General features: G+C 66.7%; 15 protein-coding genes. 3 read left to right on the top strand and 12 right to left on the bottom strand.

Annotated features, from left to right (window positions below; genetic code table 11):
• Positions 1-98 precede the first annotated feature (98 nt).
• Positions 99-1,031 (bottom strand): GNAT family N-acetyltransferase, encoded by a 933-nt coding sequence (locus ACCQ05_RS13845; RefSeq protein WP_228964234.1) that lies wholly within the window; start codon positions 1,029-1,031, stop codon positions 99-101.
• Positions 1,028-2,524, bottom strand: coding sequence for a ribosomal protein uL16 3-hydroxylase (locus ACCQ05_RS13840; RefSeq protein WP_372390935.1), 1,497 nt, complete (start codon positions 2,522-2,524; stop codon positions 1,028-1,030). Before ACCQ05_RS13840 ends, ACCQ05_RS13845 begins: the two co-directional genes overlap by 4 nt.
• 503 nt (positions 2,525-3,027) lie before the next feature.
• Between ACCQ05_RS13840 and ACCQ05_RS13835 the strand changes: the two genes are divergently transcribed.
• Entirely contained in the window at positions 3,028-3,291 is a 264-nt protein-coding gene (locus ACCQ05_RS13835; RefSeq protein ID WP_104540641.1) for a PDZ domain-containing protein, read from the top strand.
• A 315-nt stretch (positions 3,292-3,606) separates the two neighbouring features.
• Here the strand turns inward: ACCQ05_RS13835 and ACCQ05_RS13830 are convergent, their stop codons facing one another.
• From ACCQ05_RS13830 to ACCQ05_RS13820, 3 genes are all read right to left on the bottom strand, one after another.
• Positions 3,607-4,107, bottom strand: coding sequence for a DUF3060 domain-containing protein (locus ACCQ05_RS13830; protein WP_228964236.1), 501 nt, complete (start codon positions 4,105-4,107; stop codon positions 3,607-3,609).
• Between the two features lie 341 nt (positions 4,108-4,448).
• A complete protein-coding gene (gene purB, locus ACCQ05_RS13825; RefSeq protein ID WP_372390933.1) occupies positions 4,449-5,816 on the bottom strand; it encodes an adenylosuccinate lyase in 1,368 nt (455 codons plus the stop codon).
• A 35-nt stretch (positions 5,817-5,851) separates the two neighbouring features.
• The gene (locus tag ACCQ05_RS13820) at positions 5,852-7,174 is read right to left on the bottom strand and encodes a hemolysin family protein (RefSeq protein WP_372390931.1); all 1,323 of its coding nucleotides are present in this window, start codon (positions 7,172-7,174) and stop codon (positions 5,852-5,854) included.
• 410 nt (positions 7,175-7,584) lie between these two features.
• Here ACCQ05_RS13820 and ACCQ05_RS13815 point away from each other — a divergent pair, with 410 nt between their 5' ends.
• Positions 7,585-8,991: a class II fumarate hydratase gene (locus tag ACCQ05_RS13815; protein ID WP_372390929.1), complete on the top strand. Its 1,407-nt coding sequence runs from the start codon at positions 7,585-7,587 to the stop codon at positions 8,989-8,991.
• Positions 8,992-9,124: 133 nt separating this feature from the next.
• On the opposite strand, the gene ACCQ05_RS13810 is transcribed toward ACCQ05_RS13815, so the two are convergent.
• The 7 genes from ACCQ05_RS13810 to ACCQ05_RS13780 all read right to left on the bottom strand — a co-directional run bounded on the left by ACCQ05_RS13810 (position 9,125) and on the right by ACCQ05_RS13780 (position 13,845).
• A complete protein-coding gene (locus tag ACCQ05_RS13810) occupies positions 9,125-9,547 on the bottom strand; it encodes a hypothetical protein (RefSeq protein WP_372390927.1) in 423 nt (140 codons plus the stop codon).
• Between the two features lie 440 nt (positions 9,548-9,987).
• On the bottom strand, positions 9,988-10,518 hold the full coding sequence (locus tag ACCQ05_RS13805) for a DUF2884 family protein (RefSeq protein WP_372390924.1): 531 nt from the start codon (positions 10,516-10,518) through the stop codon (positions 9,988-9,990).
• Positions 10,519-10,541: 23 nt separating this feature from the next.
• Positions 10,542-11,366: a DUF4097 family beta strand repeat-containing protein gene (locus ACCQ05_RS13800; protein WP_372390922.1), complete on the bottom strand. Its 825-nt coding sequence runs from the start codon at positions 11,364-11,366 to the stop codon at positions 10,542-10,544.
• A 10-nt stretch (positions 11,367-11,376) separates the two neighbouring features.
• A complete protein-coding gene (locus tag ACCQ05_RS13795; protein WP_372390920.1) occupies positions 11,377-12,363 on the bottom strand; it encodes an ABC transporter permease in 987 nt (328 codons plus the stop codon).
• Complete coding sequence (locus ACCQ05_RS13790) at positions 12,360-13,235, bottom strand: ABC transporter ATP-binding protein (RefSeq protein ID WP_228963431.1); 876 nt, start codon at positions 13,233-13,235, stop codon at positions 12,360-12,362. The genes ACCQ05_RS13795 and ACCQ05_RS13790 overlap by 4 nt, the downstream gene beginning before the upstream one ends.
• Positions 13,232-13,594 (bottom strand): GntR family transcriptional regulator, encoded by a 363-nt coding sequence (locus ACCQ05_RS13785; RefSeq protein WP_003483692.1) that lies wholly within the window; start codon positions 13,592-13,594, stop codon positions 13,232-13,234. The genes ACCQ05_RS13790 and ACCQ05_RS13785 overlap by 4 nt, the downstream gene beginning before the upstream one ends.
• A gap of 2 nt (positions 13,595-13,596) precedes the next feature.
• The gene (locus tag ACCQ05_RS13780) at positions 13,597-13,845 is read right to left on the bottom strand and encodes a hypothetical protein (RefSeq protein WP_104540565.1); all 249 of its coding nucleotides are present in this window, start codon (positions 13,843-13,845) and stop codon (positions 13,597-13,599) included.
• 134 nt (positions 13,846-13,979) lie between these two features.
• On the opposite strand from ACCQ05_RS13780, the gene ACCQ05_RS13775 reads away from it, so the two are divergent.
• The gene (locus tag ACCQ05_RS13775) at positions 13,980-14,537 is read left to right on the top strand and encodes a glutathione peroxidase (RefSeq protein WP_104540566.1); all 558 of its coding nucleotides are present in this window, start codon (positions 13,980-13,982) and stop codon (positions 14,535-14,537) included.
• Positions 14,538-14,566 lie beyond the last annotated feature (29 nt).

Raw genomic sequence — 14,566 nt, 5'->3', positions numbered from 1 at the left:
AAAATTATACCCCCTTGCGCTTGTGAGGGGGCGTCTGCAAGCTGACCGGCGGGGTAGACCAATCGCTTGCGCGCCTATTTGCGAAGGGCATTGCGCCATCAGATGCCGAGTGCGCGCGGTTCGTTCCAAAGTGCGCTGCGCTCCCATATCTGCGCGAATTCGCGCTCCAGCTGGCGGCTGCGGGCCGCGCCGGACAGCCAGGTTTCGCCGTCGTCGTAGCGATGACCCGTTGGACGAAAGTAGTAGGCGTCGTCGCCGACCACGTAGGCCGATGCATAGCTGGTATCGACCGGATCGCTGACCGCCCGGAACCGGAACACGCTGGGCAGGCGTTGCGCCAGGCGTAGCATCGCGCTGCTGCTGGCAGTGGCACTGGCGGTGTCCTGCACCAGCACCTGCACCCGCTTGTCGTGACGGGCGGTGGCGAAACGGCGCAGTGCGTCCAGCACCGCGGCGTTGTCGAACAGCGGCGGGTCCAGGGCACGGGTATAGATCAGTACCTGCCGGCGCGCGCTGCACAGCAGGCCGGTGGTGGCGGCCAGGGCCGCGCCGAGGGTATCCACCGCCATGGGGCCGTCGAGCCGGCGATGGAGCGGCGTGCCGGGTGGATCGCCGGCATCGGTGCTGCTCTCGGGTGGCAGGTCCGCAGGGCCGTCGGGAAGAAAGCCCTGGCGTGCGAAGACCGCTTCGGCGTTTGCGCTCACACGGGCCCGCAGGCCGGGCCAGCCACGCTGGACGGCGCTGGCCACTGCGGCGGCAAGCAGCTGGTCCGACAGGCCGCGGCGGCGCCAGTCCGGCACCAGGCCGAGCCGGTCGATGCGCCGGTCCGGGGTCAGCCGGACCGAGGCGACCAGTTGGCCCTCCCCGGTGCGCGCGGCCAGGTGCAGGCTGAGCGGGTCCAGCGCGTCCCACTCGGCCTCGGCCGCACCGCCCGGGGCCGTGCCGCCGCAGGCAAGGCGCAGCGTACGCAGGGCGGCAGCGTCGGTGGCCGGGTCCAGCGAAACGATCTGTGGCCTGCCGTGTGGGCTCATGGGCGCGGAGAGCTGCCTTGGTCTTGGTCGTCGTCCGAGGCGTCTTCGTCGTCGTCCCCGTTCTCGTCCTCGCCGAGCTCCTCCTCGCCGAGTTCCGCTTCGGCGGCATCGATGCGCTGCTCCGGGGTCTCCGCATCGTCGGCCACCTCCTCGACATCCGCAGCGTCGTCGATGGCATCGTCGGCGTCCACGGTAGCGGCATCGTCATGCGTGTCGTCGTGATCGGCCGACACGCTCAGCGCGGCTGCCCCTGCGTCGTCGATGTCCTCGATGTCCTCGTGCGTATCCTCATGGGCGCGCTGGTAATGGCCCTGCGCCAGCAGCTCCAGCACCACCTCGCGACCGCGCGCCGACAGCTGCCCGTAGAGCGTGCCATCGATCTGTTCGGCTGCCGCAAGGCGAGCGGCGTCCTTGGCCGAGAGCGCAAATTCCAGCCCGCTGCAGAACAGGGTGGCGCCACGCTTGGCACGCCGCCAGGCCAGCCGCGACCACGGGTGGCGATACAGCACCACGCCTTCGTCCAGTGCCTGTTCCACTGCCTCGCGCGGGATCGGCTCCGGTGCCGGCACCACGTCGCCGGAGGCGCGGTAGGTGGTCATGAAGCGGCCGAACCAGTCGCCCAGACGATCGGGGTCGTTCATGCGCAGCGCATTGAGCGCGGCGACCACGCGGTTCATCGCGGTGACGTCGATCTCGTACGGGTCGGCCGGCACCTTCAGGTCTTCGTCGTGGTAGCGCACCGCCTCGTCGGCATCGGCGATCAGGGTATCCAGGTAGTCACCGATCAGCTCGGCCGAGGAGGGCGCGCGGGTGCCGATGGAGAAGGTCAGGCACGGATCCTGCGCCACGCCGTGATGCGGCACCAGCGGCGGCAGGTACAGCATGTCGCCCGGGCCCAGCACCCAGTCGTGGGTGGGCTTGAACTCGCGCAGCAGCTTGAGGTCGACATCGTCGCGGAATGCCTGCGGCGTGGGCTTGCGGCCCTGCGAGGCGCGTGCGTCGATCTGCCAGCGACGGTGGCCCTGGCCCTGCAGCAGGAACACATCGTAATGGTCGACATGCGCGCCGACAGAACCGCCGGTGGCGGCGAAGCTGATCATGATGTCGTCGATGCGCCAGCGCGGCAGGAAGCGGAACTGCTCCAGCAGGCCGCGCACATCGGCGTCCCATTTATCCACGTCCTGCACCAGCAAGGTCCAGTCATGGTCGGGCAGGCCGGGGAAGTCGGTTTCCTGGAACGGGCCGGTGCGCACGCTCCAGTCGTCGGTGGCGCGGTCGTGGCTGATCAGCCGCGCCAGCACGCCATCCTCGCAGGCCAGCCCGGCCAGGTCTTCCGGCTGCAGCGGCGAGACGAAGTCCGCGAAGGCATTGCGGATCAGCAGCGGGTGCTTGTGCCAGTAGGTGCGCAGGAAGCGCTCCACCGGCATGCCCAGCGGCTGCCCGGGGCGGGCCTGGACTTCGATGACGGGAGGGTTTGCCTTGCGTGCAGCCATGGGGGTTCCTTGCAGGGGATCGATGAAGTGCCAGCGGCGCAGGCCGGGCCGGCGCGTACCGGGCTATTGTCCGATGCCTGCGCCGGATCTGCACCTGCAGGCGGGGACGCGAACAGGCAAGGCTTCAGGGAGGCGGTGGCCGGCGATCGACGATCCCGATGCAGGCCGGCTGGGGCGAGACGGGCACTGCCGTGCGCACGCCGATACGGCCTGGCCCTGCATGTGGAGACGATCGGCGAGGCCGCGGTGACGGGTTGGCCGCCGATGAGGCGCCCGGGAGGCGGATCCGGGACTGATCTTGGCGGTGGGGTGCCCGATGGCACATGAGTCCGCCGCGGACTGAGCCACACACTGCATTGCCGCAGCCGCTTCGCTGCGTTTCGGCAAGGATGGATGCGATGCGTCATTGGAGACTGGGTGCGCTGGTGCTGATTGCCACCCTGGGGATGAGCGGCCTCGCGCAGGCCGCCGGAGAGAAAGGCTGGTTCGGCTTGAGTTTTGCGGTGGAAAGCGAGGGGTTTTCGTTCAATCCCACGCTGACCTCGGTGACCATCGACTCGGTCAAGCCGGCATCGCCTGCCGCGGCGGCCGGCCTGCAGGTGGGCGATGCGATCGTGGCGGCGCAGGGCATCCCCGTGGCGGGCAGCAAGGCCGATGTGCTCAAGACCGCGGTCGATCGCAAGGTCGGGGAATCATTGCGCTTCATGATCGTGCGGGGGACCGCCAAGCCGCGCGAGGTGACGCTGGTGGCGGCGCGTCGCCCCTGATCGGTGGCAATGCCGGGGGGCGCTGTTGTCCGGTGAGCGAGACTCCCCGTTGCAACGTGGCGCTTGCCGAAGTGGCGATAGCGGCGTAAGCCATGGCCCCGGCAACGGCTCTTGATTGCACGGGTGCCTGCCGCCAGAGCGCAGCGTCGGTAGCGGCGCTGCGCACCAGTGCATCCGGCAATTGTTGCGCAGTCGCCAGGCGGGCGCGGCCAGTGTGCGGAAGTGGCATCGGCCACGCATACGTTCCGATTCCGAGCGCGCCGTCCATCTGCGCGACGACTGCTCGCCACGTTCTGTGAGCGGCTTGGAGGTGAATCACATCACCTTGTTGCCACTGCCGCTGTCGTCCAGCGTCGGTTTGCTGGATGGGTTGACGGTGTTGTCGTTGCCGGAAAACCGGACGTGCTTCACTTCGCGCGCCAACACCAGGTTCTTGTTGCCCTGGATGTCCACGCCATCCACATTGGTTAGATTCAATGTGTTGTCGTGACCGGTCACGCTGAGCTGGCCGAGCTGCCTGTTGAGCACGGTGAAGTTGCTGCCTTCCACGCGGATGCTGCGGGCATTGTCCAGATTCATCGCGCCGCGCGAGGCGGTGATGGTCACGGCGCCGCAGTTGCCATGCAGGATCCACTCGCTGTCGTTGCGGGTCAGGCGGACATCCTTGCCACTGCAGTCCGCGCCGCTGGCCGGGTCGGTGAGGGCGGAGGACATGGCCGATGCCGCTTGTGCGGCCGGGCCATCGGCACCGCAGCCGCTCAATGCGGCGATACTGGACAGGGCGAACAGCAGCGCGATATTCCGAACTGCACGCATGGGTGGTCCCTCACTTGGATGAGGCCGGCACCATAGCAGCCAGGCCGGAAGGCGTCGTTGACGCCGGCTCGACGCCTGGGCATTGCCGGCCAATCCGGCCACGCTTCCCGCTCGGAACGGTGGCAGACGCGCGACCATCCACCGTGCATCAGCAACGACCGCGCCCGCCCGGCACGGCCATTGTCTGCGTTCCATCGGCTTGGAGCGACGCCAAATCATGGCCGGCAGTGGCCAGGTGGGATGGGTGGCGCGATCGGAACCCGAGCGTTACCTGCGCCGCATGTCGATTCCGGGCGCCACTCGCGCCCGTGCGGTGTTGCGCAGTCGTTTCGTTGCCCCGTCTAGATCGCGCGGGCCAATTGTTCGGCCAGGCCGGTGTAGCCGCCCGGGGTGAGCGCGCGCAGGCGCTGCTTGTCTTCCTCCGGCAATTGCAGGCTTTCCACGAAAGCCTGCATCGAGGCGGCGGTGATGCCCTGGCCGCGGGTCAGCGCCTTCAGTTGCTCGTACGGATTGGGCAGGCCATGGCGGCGCATCACTGTCTGCACCGCTTCGGCCAGCACTTCCCAGGCCGCGTCCAGGTCGGCGTCCAGGCGCTCCGGATTGACGGTCAGCTTGTCCAGGCCCTTGGCCAGCGAATCCAGCGCGACCTGGGTGTGGCCGAACGCGGTGCCGAGCGCGCGCAGCACGGTGGAGTCGGTGAGGTCGCGCTGCCAGCGGCTGATCGGCAGCTTCGCCGAGAAATGCTCGAACAAGGCATTGGCGATGCCGAAATTGCCTTCGGCATTCTCGAAGTCGATCGGGTTGACCTTGTGCGGCATCGTGGACGAGCCGACTTCGCCTTCCTTGAGCTTCTGCTTGAAATAGCCCAGCGAGATATAGCCCCAGATGTCGCGCGCCAGATCGATCAGGATGGTGTTGGCGCGGCGTGCGGCATCGCCGATCTCGGCCACGTTGTCGTGCGGCTCGATCTGGGTGGTGTAGGGATTGAACACCAGGCCCAGGCTCTCGACGAAGCGCTGCGCGAACGCGGCCCAGTCCAGCTGCGGGTACGACACCAGGTGCGCGTTGTAGTTGCCGACCGCGCCGTTGATCTTGCCGGTCAGCTCGACCGCGGCGATCTGCTTGCGCTGGCGCTCCAGGCGCGCCACCACGTTGGCGATTTCCTTGCCCAGCGTGGTGGGCGAGGCGGTCTGGCCGTGGGTGCGCGAGAGCATGGGCTGGGCGGCCTGCGCATGCGCCAGGGCGCGCAGCGAGGCGGTGATGCCGTCGAGCGCGGGCAGCAGCACCTCGCGGCGTGCCTGCTCCAGCATCAGGCCGTAGCTGAGATTGTTGATGTCCTCGCTGGTGCAGGCGAAATGCACGAATTCCAGCGCCGGGCCCAGTTCGGCGTCGTCGGTGAGCTGCTCCTTGATGAAGTACTCCACCGCCTTGACGTCGTGGTTGGTGGTGCGCTCGATCTCCTTGACGCGCGCGGCATGGGCGACGCTGAAGCCGTCGGCCAGCGCACGCAGGCGCCGCACGGCGGTGTCCGAGAACGGCGCCAGCTCGGCGATGCCCGGTTCGGCGGCCAGGGCCAGCAGCCACTCGATCTCGACCTTCACCCGCGCCTTGATCAGGCCGTATTCGGAGAAGATCGGGCGCAGCGCGTCCACCTTGGAGGCGTAGCGGCCGTCGAGCGGGGACAGGGCGAGCAGGGCGGAATCCGACATGGGCAGGGCACTGGGAGTCTGGCGGGGCCGGTATTCTACGCCGCCCCGGCCCCGGCTTCGCCCACCGGCCGCACCGTCACCGCCTGGATGCGATGGCCGGCCATGCGCCGCACGGTCAACGCGTGGCCGTCCAGTTCCAGGGTTTCGCCTTCTTCGGGCAGCCGCTGCAGCTGGTGCACGATCAGGCCGCCGACCGAATTGACGTGGTCGGGCGCGCTCAGATCCTGGCCGAGCAGGCGTTCCAGCCGGAAGATCGAGGTGCTGCCGGCCACCAGCAGCGAACCGTCCTGGCTGCGGACCGGGGCATCGCGCACCACGTGGCGGTGCTCGTCCTCGATCTCGCCCACCACCACTTCCAGCAGGTCTTCCAGGGTGAAGAAGCCCAGGATGCGGCCTTCGTCCTCCACGCACAGCGCCAGATGGGTGGTGCCGGTGCGGAATTGCTCCAGCGCATTGGGAATCGGCGTTTCCAGGGTCAGTAACGTGGCCGGGCGCAGCAGCGGGCGCAGGTCGTCCAGTTCCTGGCCGCGCGCCATCGCCACCAGCAGGTCCTTGGTGTGCAGGATGCCCAGCACCTGCTCGCCGTCGGTGTCGAACCAGGGGTAGCGGCTGTAACGCGATTCGCTGAACTCGGCGAGCACCGCATCCAGGTTCATGCCCTCGCGCAGGCTGCGCATGTGCTCGCGCGGGCGCATCAGGTCGCCGGCCACAAGGTCCGGCAATTCCAGCGCATGGCTCATCAGCGTCAGGCCATGATCGGGCGCAGGCGCATTCGGGTCCTGGCGGCCGACGATCAGTTTGAGTTCCTCGCGCGAGTAGCGGTGCGACTGATGTTCGACATTGCCCCAGCCCAGCAGCCGCAACAAGCCGTTGGCACTGGTATTGAGCAGCCAGATCGCCGGAAACATGATCCAGTAGAAGACATACAGCGGCGCCGCGGTCCACAGCGACATCCGCTCCGGGCGTCGGATCGCCATGGTCTTGGGCGCCAGTTCGCCCAGCACGATATGCAGGAACGAGATCAGGCTGAAGGCGATCGCCAGCGCGGTGAACTGCGAAGCGTCCGGCGACAGTCCGAGCAGGTCGAACACCGGCTCCAGCAGGTGCGCGAATGCGGGTTCGCCCACCCAGCCCAGGCCGAGCGAGGCCAGGGTGATCCCCAATTGGCAGGCCGACAGATACGCATCCAGGTGCGCATGCACGCCCAGCAGCAAACGTCCGCGCCAGCCATTGTTCTGTGCCAGGCCCACCGCCTGGGTATGCCGCAGTTTGACCAATGCAAATTCGGCGGCAACGAAGAATCCGTTCAACAGCACCAGCAGCAGCGCGACGAACAGCAGCAGGACGTTACCGAGCATGTCCGCCTCCGCAACGATCGACTGCGGCGCCCGAGCGCATCAAGGTGGGCAGCGGCGTAACGGTGGGGTGTGCAGTGAAGCACGACACGCGCGGTGCGTTTCTACAGTCAGGCTCGTCGCCCATGGCGGCGTGGTTCCTCGGATGAAATGAGCCGGCAGTCTAAAGCGTGTCATGTAGGTGGAGGTGAGCGCGACACGGCCGGTGGCCTGTCGTGCCAGGGCGAGGCGGCTGTCCTGGGTGGCCTCCGGGGGCGAGATGCAACGCAACACGCATCGCAACGCGCTGGACCTCGCAATGCCACGACACAGTGCAACGCGCGTAGCGAGTATCGTAGACGACCTCGCCAGCGTGGGTGCGCCCGCGGCCAGCCATTGCGTCACCACAACATCACCAATTGCGGAGAGTGCAGATGAGCGAACGTTTCAGGACCGAACACGACAGCATGGGCGAGTTACAGGTGCCCGCCGAGGCGCTGTGGGGCGCGCAAACCCAGCGCGCGGTGCAGAACTTCCCGGTGTCCGGCCAGCCGATGCCGCGCGGCTTCATTCGCGCGCTGGGCTTGATCAAGGCCGCTGCGGCGAGCGTCAATGCCGACCTGGGGCTGCTGCCCAAGGCAATCGCCAAGACCGTGCAGGATGCGGCCTTGCAGGTGGCCGAAGGCGCGCATGACGCGCAGTTCCCGATCGATGTGTACCAGACCGGCTCGGGCACCTCGTCCAACATGAATGCCAACGAGGTGATCGCCACGCTGGCCACGCGTGCCGGCAAGGCGGCGGTGCACCCCAACGACCACGTCAACCTGGGACAGAGTTCCAACGATGTGGTGCCCACCGCGATCCGTGTGTCCGCACTGCTTGCGGTGCACGAACAGCTGCAGCCGGCGCTCAAGCACCTGCGCAAGACCATCGACAAGCGCGCCAGATCGCTGGACAAGGTGGTCAAGACCGGACGCACCCATCTGATGGATGCGATGCCGCTGACCTTCGGGCAGGAATTCGGCGCCTGGTCTGCGCAGTTGAGTTCCGCGCAGGAACGCATCGATGATGCGCTCAAGCGCCTGCGCCGGCTGCCGCTCGGCGGCACCGCGATCGGCACCGGCATCAATGCCGACCCGCGGTTTGCCGCCAAGGCTGCCAAGGCCTTGTCGACCTTGAGCGGGGCGAAGTTCGAGAGCGCCGACAACAAGTTCGAAGGCCTGGCCGCGCAGGACGATGCGGTGGAGTTGTCCGGCCAGCTCAATGCGCTGGCGGTGGCGCTGATCAAGATCGCAAATGATTTGCGCTGGATGAACGCCGGCCCGTTGGCCGGGTTGGGCGAGATCGAATTGCCGGCGCTGCAACCGGGCAGCTCGATCATGCCGGGCAAGGTCAATCCGGTGATCCCCGAGGCTACCGTGATGGCCTGCGCCCAGGTCATCGGCCACCACACCGCGATCACGGTGGCGGGGCAGACCGGCAACTTCCAGTTGAACGTGACCCTGCCGCTGATCGCCTACAACCTGCTGGATTCGATCACGCTACTGGGCAATGTGTCGCGGCTGCTGGCCGATAGCGCCATCGCCGGATTGAAGGTGCGCCAGGAGCGTGTGCGCGAGGCGCTGGACCGCAATCCGATCCTGGTCACCGCCTTGAATCCCATCATCGGTTACGAAAAGGCAGCGGCGATCGCCAAGCGCGCCTACAAGGAACAGCGACCGGTGCTGGAGGTGGCGCTGGAAGACAGCGGGCTCAGTGAGGCGGATCTGCGCCGTTTGCTGGATCCGGCCGCGCTGACGCGTGGCGGCATCCATGCCGGTGGCGGAGGTGGCGGCGGCTGATCGCCGCCAGCCGGGTAGAGCGGCTGCATCGGGTCTTGCCGTCGATGCGGCAAGACCGGTGGCATGATGGGGGGCCATCCCATCATGCCCGGCACTGGCGATCGAAGCCCTGGCGACGGCGAGGCCGCCTGGCTCAGTGCCGCTCGGCCTGCACGTTGCCGAAGCTTTCGCGGTACGGCTGCAGCGAGGGGATTTCCTTGAGCAACTCTTCGCTCAGTTGCTGGATTTCCGGCGTCGCGGTCAGCTTGATCGATTTGTAGTCAGGGTCCGGGCCGGCGTCGTTGACCGCCTGCTGGCGCAGCATCTGCAGGTGACCGAACAGTAGCTGCAGCTTGGCGCGGGTGGCTTCCTGCTGCGGCAGCGCGATATCGTCGATCTTGAGCGTGCCGTCCGGAGTGATCTCCGCGTTTGCGGCGGGCGGGCGACGGATCATCACCGACTGCGTAGTGATGGCAACGCGCGGTTTGCCGCGTTCGGCACGCCGGGACGACTGATCGCCGCAGGCGGCGAGTGTGCATAGCAATAGCGCCATGCAGAGCATCACGAACTTGTTCATTGGATCGCTGGGTCGAGGGGAGCGCATTAGTGTAATCCCGCCACAGTCTGCGGATGCCCGCGCGTCTGGCGGTCGGGGCGGACAAAACGTCGCAGGCGTGCGTCCATTGGCGGTGCAGTACGCCCCTCGGTCTGCAGGTGACGCCTCGCTTTTCACCAGCGCGCGGTGTGCTGGCCGATTGCCGCAGCGATGTCCGACCAGCGCGACGCCGTGGCTGCAAGCACTGCAGCGACCGCTGCGTAGCCGAACCGCCGGCTCTGGCTCATCGAAGCGGCGGTGCCAGCGGCGCGCCGGATTCCGCGGTGACCCACTAAATGTCCAGCTGCCGCACCAGCGCCATCGCGCTGCAGCCGCGCCACTGCCGGTGCCCGGAATAGCCGTATCCGGCGCGGCCATGGCGGGGCGCCAGGCCGCGTCACGCCAACAGACTCACGACGCCCTCACTCGCGGCAGTCGGCAACATCCTTCTGGGTGAGATTGGCGTAGGGGCCGAACTCGGGCACGGCGCTGGCCGCCGCATCCTGCGCGCCGCGCAGCTTGTCCAGCTGGTCGCAGATCAGCATGGCCTTCTGTTTGAAGGTCTCCGCTTCGGCTTCGATCTTGTCGCCGATCTGGTCCGGGTTGCCGCTCAGTACGCCCTTGAGCGCTTCACCGGCGGCATGCGCGCCGAATGCCGCGCCCTGCGTGCCGATATCGATGCCCTTGGCCGCAACACCCTGGATCTGCGCGTAGTAATCGCGCATCGCCCGATGCTGCACGTCGTTCAAATTCACCGGCTTGCCGTCGATGCTGAGTGCGCCGTCGGCACTGATGGTCGCCGCCGGCATGCCGCTGCGCTTGAGCGTCACGCTCTGGCCATTGAAGGTCACGCCGCCGCTGTCGTTCTGGCCCGACACCACGACCTTGGGCTCGGACTTGCCGCAGCCCACCAGCAACACGCTGGCCATTACCGCAGAAACAAGCAGTTTCATGAGCTATCCCCCCGATTGAAGAGTTATTTGTCTGCCGGCACGCGCACGGCGCCGCCCACATCGCTGGCGCTGATGTCGCCGCTGCCCTTGCGCGCAAGGCTTACGTCGCCACTGACCTTGCGCACCTGGATCGAGCCGGACTTGATCGCCTCGATCATGACGCTTCCCTGCACATCCTCGATCTCCACATCGCCCGATCCCACGGTGCCGACGCTCACGTTGCCTGCCACGCCACGCAGTTTGACGTCGCCGGAGCCGACCGTGCCGACCTCGGTTGCGCCATGGATCTGCCTGGCCTTCAGATCGCCCGAGCCGACTGCCAGTGCACGCAGCGATCCGATGTCCTCCAGTTCGATGTCGCCGGATCCCACCTTTGCGGTGACGCGGCCCTTGCTGCGGCGAATGACCATATCGCCCGAACCGACGTCGGCGCTGACGGCGGCGGCGCCAGTGATCTCGGCATCGCCGGAACCCACATCGAACTGCACCAGCAGGGTGTTGGGCACGCTGCCGCGCAGGTCCACATACGAATAGTTTTCGCCGATGGACATGCGGATGAGTCGGTCTTCGGCCAGGTTCACCACCAGCTTGTCGCCGACCCGCTTCTGGGTCACGTTCAGATGCTTGAGCAGCTCGGACTTGGCCGCACAGGCGCGCCCGTGCAGGCGTCCGCCGGTGCCGGGCGCTGCATCCAGACGCAGGTCGTTGGAACCGACCTCGAACAACACCGACTTCACTCCCGCCAGTTGCAGCTCCAGGCTGCGCGGCTCGGAGAACTTGCATTGCTCTTCGGCAGCTGCGGCGCCGGGCAATGCGAATAGGACGGCCAGGGTCAGGGGCAGGCGCATGCGATGTCCTTCAGGCTTCGGAGCGCCGGCGGCGCAAGTAGATGGAGGCGACGATCAGGGCCGCACCGATGGCGGCACCGATCCAGATATCGGCGTTGCCGTAGACGCGTGCGCTGTCGGTGTGCTGCAGGGCCCACTGCACCAGGTCGCTGGGGTTCTGCATGGCGCTGCTGTCCAGGTTGCCGCTGACCGCACGCGGCGACCAGGTGCCAGGCAACACGCTGAGCAGGCCGCGGTAGCACACGATGTACCAGATCCAGCCGATCGGCAGCGACACGCCCGGCATCGCCGACAGAATGCTCAGCATCACGCAGGCCAGCAGCGGGAACAGCACCGCCCACAGGAACGGCTTGCTGTTGGCCCAGGCCGAGCAGAACATCAGCCAGCCGACGGTCGGCAGCGACCACATCAAGCTCATCGGCACGGTCTTGAGCAGCAGCCACAACAGCGAGAACGGGTGCGAGTGCGTGGCCATCGCCCACGGGCTGGGCGCACCGGCGATCAGGGCGCCGCCGATGGCGATCAGCCACAGCGCCAGGCCTACCACCAGGCCGATCGCGATGGCGATCAGCGGCGCCAGCAACAGCGCCCAGGCGGCCTTGGACAGCACCGTCTGCACATCCGAGACCGGCAACGATTTCCAGAACAGCACGCTGCGGTCGCGGCGGTCGTCGTACAGGCTGCCCAGTGCGTAGAAGAACACCACGAAGGCCAGCACCACCGAGGCGATACCGATTCCGCCCAGCAGCAGGCCGTCGCCAACCTGGCCAAGGGTACGGGTGTATTCGGCCATATCGTCCAGGTTGACGCTGTCGCCGACCATGTTGCGGCGCGCGGTGATCGCACCGATCACCGCACCCAGCAGCGCGAAGAACACCGCAATGCCGCCAGTGATCACCTGCGCCCAGACGAAGCCGCCGCGGTGTTCCCAGTATTCGCGTTTGAGCAGCCAGCCGAAGGCGCGGGCGGGCGATGCGTGGTTGGTCATGGCGTTCATGCGTAGGTCCCCTTCATGACGGCAACGAACAGGTCGGCCAGGCCGGGATTGCGGGTTTCTCCAAAGCCGGCGAGCTGTGCCTTGGGCACCCCATCGAACAGCATCACGGTCTTGCCGAACGGCAGGCTGCGCTCGTCGATCGGCTTGAGCGCGCGTGCGGCATCCAGGTGTTCGGCACCGACCAGTACTTCGGTATAGCGTTCGGCCACGTCTTCCATGTCGGCGGTCAGCACGATGCGGCCATCGCGGATGAACATCACATCGGTCAGGATGTGTTCGATCTCTTCGACCTGGTGGGTGGTGACGATGATGGTCTTCTGCTCGTCGAAATAATCCTCCAGCAGGCGCTGGTAGAACTGTTTGCGATACAGGATGTCCAGCCCCAGGGTGGGCTCGTCCAGCACCAGGATGCGTGCGTCGATGGCCATCACCAGCGCCAGGTGCAGCTGCACGATCATGCCCTTGGACAGCTCGCGCACCCGCGACTTGCGGTTGAGCTGGGTGTTGGCCAGGAAACGCTCGCACTTGGCGCGATCGAAGCGCGGGTGTACGCCGGCGACGAAGTCGATCGCTTCGCCCACCCGCAACCAGCGCGGCAGCACCGCCACGTCGGCGATGAAGCAGACCTCGTTCATCAGCGCATTGCGCTCGGTGCGCGGGTCCATGCCCAGTACGCGCAGCTCGCCGTCGAAGTCGGTCAACCCCAGCACGGCCTTGAGCGCGGTGGTCTTGCCGGCGCCGTTGGGGCCGATCAATCCGACGATGCGGCCGGGGGCGATGGTGAAGCTGGTGTTGTCCAGCGCCAGCCGGTGTTTGTAGGCCTTGCGCAGGCCGCGGGCGTCGACGACATGGTCGGTGGAGACGGCGGTCATGGTGTTTTCCCCTGTGGCAACAGATCGTCGATGGACAGGCCCAGCCGCTGGATCCGTTCCAGCACCGCCGGCCATTCTTCATTCAAGAAGCGCTCGCGTTCGCTGCCGCGCAGCTTCTGCGCCGCTTCCGGGGTCATGAACATCCCCAGGCCACGACGCTTTTCCACCAGGTTCTCGTCGGCCAGTTCCTGGTAGGCGCGCGAGACGGTGATGGGATTGAGTTGATAGTCCGCTGCCACCTGGCGCACCGAGGGCAGGGCGTCGCCCGGCTTGAGGATTCCATCGAGCATCATGGCAATGACCCGTTCCTTGAGTTGGCGGTAGATGGGAGCGCCGTCGCTCCATTGGATGTCGTTCATGGTCAGCTCCGTGGGCGCAGAACCTGCGCGAAGGAGAAATAGGGCATCGACAGCGAGGTGCGCAGGTGCCGGCCGGGCCGGGTGCGCTCCTCGGGGGGAGGTGTCGGGTTTTCCGTAACCGCCTCCGACACGCCATAATCGGCGCCGGACTCCGTCACCTGACTGGAAGCGGCTCCCAGCCAACCAAGAACCAACAGGGTGCTGCCGAACAGCAACAGCGGAACTGGTCGCGTGACACGTGTGCTGTTCATGCTTTCCCCTGCGTTGGATGACTGGTGTTGTATTCAACTATAACACCGACACGCAGGCAGTCAACTGCCTGTCATACCCAACTGATGGCACCCCGCATGCGGCGGGGCGCCCCAACACTCCCGAGGACCTGTCCATGATGTTGAAACGTCTGTTGGCCGTTGTATTTGCTGGCGTTTTTGCGAGTGCGGCAGTGGCCGCCGGTGCGCCGCTGCTGGATCTCGAGTACCGCCCGTTGGCCGGCAAGACGCCAATCAACCTGAACCGTAGTTACGGCGGCAAGGTGCTGATGGTGGTCAATACCGCCAGCAAGTGCGGCTACACCCCTCAATACGAAGGCCTGGAAGCGCTCAACCAGCGTTTCGGCAGCCGGGGCTTTGCGGTGCTGGGCTTCCCATCCAACGATTTCCAGGGACAGGAGCCGGGATCGGAGAAGCAGATCCAGGAATTCTGCACGCTGACCTATGGGGTCAAGTTCCCGATGTTCGAGAAGGTGCACGTGCTGGGCAAGGACGCGACGCCGCTGTATCAGCGGCTGACCCAGGCCACCGGCGTGGCGCCGGGCTGGAACTTCCACAAGTATCTGATTGGTCGCGATGGACGCGTGGTGGCGCAGTTCCCCAGCAAGATCAAGCCGGACGATCCGAGCGTGCTGGCGGCCATCGAACGCGAACTGGGTACGCCGTCGCGCTGAGCGCGGCTCTCGCAACGCCGCGTGCGCAT

It is taken from the genome of Xanthomonas sp. NCPPB 3582 (assembly GCF_041475735.2).
In the GTDB taxonomy this organism is placed as follows: Bacteria; Pseudomonadota; Gammaproteobacteria; order Xanthomonadales; family Xanthomonadaceae; genus Xanthomonas; species Xanthomonas codiaei.
The sequence above is the reverse complement of the archived record's forward strand: the minus strand, read 5'-3'. Positions and strand labels throughout refer to the sequence as shown.